General features: G+C 58.6%; 3 protein-coding genes. All 3 read left to right on the forward strand.

What is annotated here, in order from left to right:
- Positions 1-474 (forward strand): hypothetical protein (locus tag CWO89_RS46555; RefSeq protein WP_165421576.1); only part of this gene is annotated, 474 nt, incomplete at its 5' end.
- 141 nt (positions 475-615) lie between these two features.
- The gene (locus CWO89_RS48610; protein ID WP_245476825.1) at positions 616-2,160 is read left to right on the forward strand and encodes a hypothetical protein; all 1,545 of its coding nucleotides are present in this window, start codon (positions 616-618) and stop codon (positions 2,158-2,160) included.
- Positions 2,046-3,023, forward strand: a 978-nt coding sequence (locus CWO89_RS42490) for a VapE domain-containing protein (protein WP_245476826.1), incomplete at its 3' end; no start/stop codon positions are given. The genes CWO89_RS48610 and CWO89_RS42490, both read left to right, overlap by 115 nt.

Raw genomic sequence — 3,023 nt, forward strand, 5'->3', positions numbered from 1 at the left:
TCACCGACGACAACGGAAATCGCTAACTGGTTCATCGCCATGTGCGCGGCGCCGTCGACAGGTCGCAAAGCTGCGGACCCGATCGAGACGGTCAAATTCGCCAGGGCAGCACTTCGGATCACGGACAGATATCTTCCGCCCGGTTATGTCGAAAGTGTCGAGGGGCTAACATTCCCGAAGGCAGAGACCTTCGGAGAAGCAATCGACTTGCTAATCGAGGACATGCGCGCCGGTGCCTACGCGGAGTGGAAAGGCGACCACTATCCGACTGCCAAGATCCAGTTCTTCGATCACGGCAGTCGGATATTCATGCAATTCCAAAGAGCCAGCGGCGACGCCAGGTCCTTTTTACTTTTTCGAAACGAAGATGGACACTTCGGCGGACCGTGCCTGACACACTGCGTCGAAGTTGATTGCTTCGCACTGGAACGGATAGCCGAAGCAATGGGGGCGCCCGTGCCGGCCCCAGCATAAACGAAACGCCCCCGGATCGGATCGATCGCAGGGGCGCGGACGTGTAGGTAAATTGCTTGGCGGCTTTTACCCTTAGCACATTCCGCGGTTTTTGCAATCAGATTTCTGGTCCGGGCTTCCAACCTGAGAAGGAGTCTGACTGTGCTTGCGAACTACCATCCCCGTAGTGCCGACATCGATGGAAAACACCTGATCTTCTATGATCATGAGTTCGCCCTCGGACGCGTCGAACTGCACGAAGATCAACAACCCGACGAGACCGTATGGCCTGACGATGGCGGCCCGCCGGTCCTCGTAAGGCGCCCGGGTACAGAAAACACGGTCGAGATTTGGCCGGATGATTGGGAAGGCGGCGACCGTATGTTCGTTCGGGTGATACCCAAGACGCTGCGCATCTTCGAACGCGGCGTGATACCCGACCGCGGCACCGAACATCTCTACTTCGATCGCGAGACAAACCGTCAATTCATCTTAGACGATCTCCCGGCACTCGCGCTGGAAGCCCACCGCCGCGCGTATTTGGCCGGTGTAGCACGTTGGGAACGCCATCCGGCGCAGGATGACGATAATGCCGAGCTGCCGCCGTTCCCGGTTTTCGAGCCGGCTCGCGCCGAATGGCAAGCCTGGCAAGATGCAGTGACGGAGCGGGACGCACTATGGGCGCAGCTCGACCACCTGAAATCCGCAAGCAGGGTCGACCCGCAATGTGGCGCGGTCGATTTTCTGATGGCTCGAATTGAAAAACTCGCACATGCTTATTGGAGCAAGGTTCCCGTGACCGAACCAGAAAAGAAATGCACCGACGAAGTTCGTCGACAGAAATTGTACGGCCCGCCGGCAAATGCCCTTGTTGGTCAAACGTCGCTCGCTATCGCCAGCTTGGCCGCGCGACCGATCGATGATTTTAACGAGGGATGGTACTCGGTTGAGCGGTGGCCCGATGGTGCGCCGCAAATGCCGCCGCAGGTCGAGGAAAGCTACCCCGCGATTTTCCACCAGCTCAATTCCGCCGTTCGCCGCATCACCACCATGGCGCAAAAGCCGCGCACATTCCGCGCCGATCGCGTCGCACACATCATCGCCATTCTTGAATGGGTGTACCCGGACACCTGCAAAGCACTGTGCGACTTAATCCGCTCAAAAAAGTGTGCGCTTCCGGACGAAGCCCTGTCGAACGCAAAGAAGCATTTCGAGCAAAGATTGATGTGGGAAGTGCAAGGCAGAAATCGGGGCTCATACGTCGCCAATTCCCGCGGCGTAGCTGATCCCGCCAGCTTCGACAATATCCGGATTTTTCTGAAACTCCGTGGTGTCGATTTGCGCTTCGATGAATTCACCAATTCCATTGAGGTGTCGGAGGGCGTCTCAATTTACCAATGGCGACGGACGACAGAGGATCAGCGCAAGGCCCTCTGGCTCGACACGCACACCAGCGCGCACAATTTCAATTGCTCGTGGGATTTCTTCCGCGCCAGCATTGACCGTATCGCGCGTGAGGACAGCTACGACTCTTTGCGGGACAGCATCGACGCGCTGAAATGGGACGGTGTGAAACGGCTCGACGGCTGGCTATCCAGGCTGTCGGCTGTCCGGATGACGCTTACCATCGAGCGGTTGGCGCGAACCTCATCGGCGGCCTGGTCAAGCGCGCGCGCGAGCCCGGCGCGAAGCACGACGAAACCGTGATTTTCATCTCCGCGGAAGGCAAAGCCAAGTCGACGCTATGCAAGGCGCTCGCACTGCGGTCGGAATGGTTCATCGATTCGTTGGAGCTAGGGAGCCGCCCGCAGGACGTCATCCCACAGATGAAGGGTAAGCAAATCATCGAATTGGCCGAATTGCACGGAATGTCGAAAACCGAGACCACCAAGCTCAAAGCCTTCATGAGCAGGGAAAACGACAACGCCACGCTGAAATATAAGGAAGAGGCGAGCGACCACTTTCGTCGGCACATTTTCATCGCGACCACGAACGAGGACACGCCGCTGCTGTCGCAGACTGGTAATCGGCGATGGCTGCCGGTGCGTGTTGTCGGCGAAGTCGATATCGAATGGATCCGCAAGAACGTCGAACAACTCTATGCAGAGGCGGCCCAATGGCACGCCAACGGTGAAGACTTCCGAATCCCCAAGGAACTATGGGCGACTGCCGGGAAGCATCAGGACGCCGCACGTGAGCGCACCGGGGCGGAAGACGCGCTGGCGTTCGCGTTCGGTGACGTCAAGGACTGCTACGTTACCGCAGCAGATGTTCAGTTATTCGCCTCAGAACGTCGTCTGCCCTTGAAGGACGTCCGCTCGGCGCTCAAGGGGCTTGGCTTCGTCAGGGTGGCTCATCGTGACGACGACAACGATGTTCGGAAGGTATGGCGGCGCGGCGGCCCGGCAGCGGTTCGCTTCCGAGCAGAGATATTTGTCAACCGGCCGTGCGAGATGGTGATCGACAAATTGGCGGAAGCCGCAAAAGCTGTAACCAGCGATGGGACGGCGTCGGTTACAACGATGCCGCCGTGTCCAGTTGGCGTGCCGCCGATACCACCAGCGCGCGGC

This window comes from Bradyrhizobium sp. Leo170, assembly GCF_004296405.1.
In the GTDB taxonomy this organism is placed as follows: Bacteria; Pseudomonadota; Alphaproteobacteria; order Rhizobiales; family Xanthobacteraceae; genus Bradyrhizobium.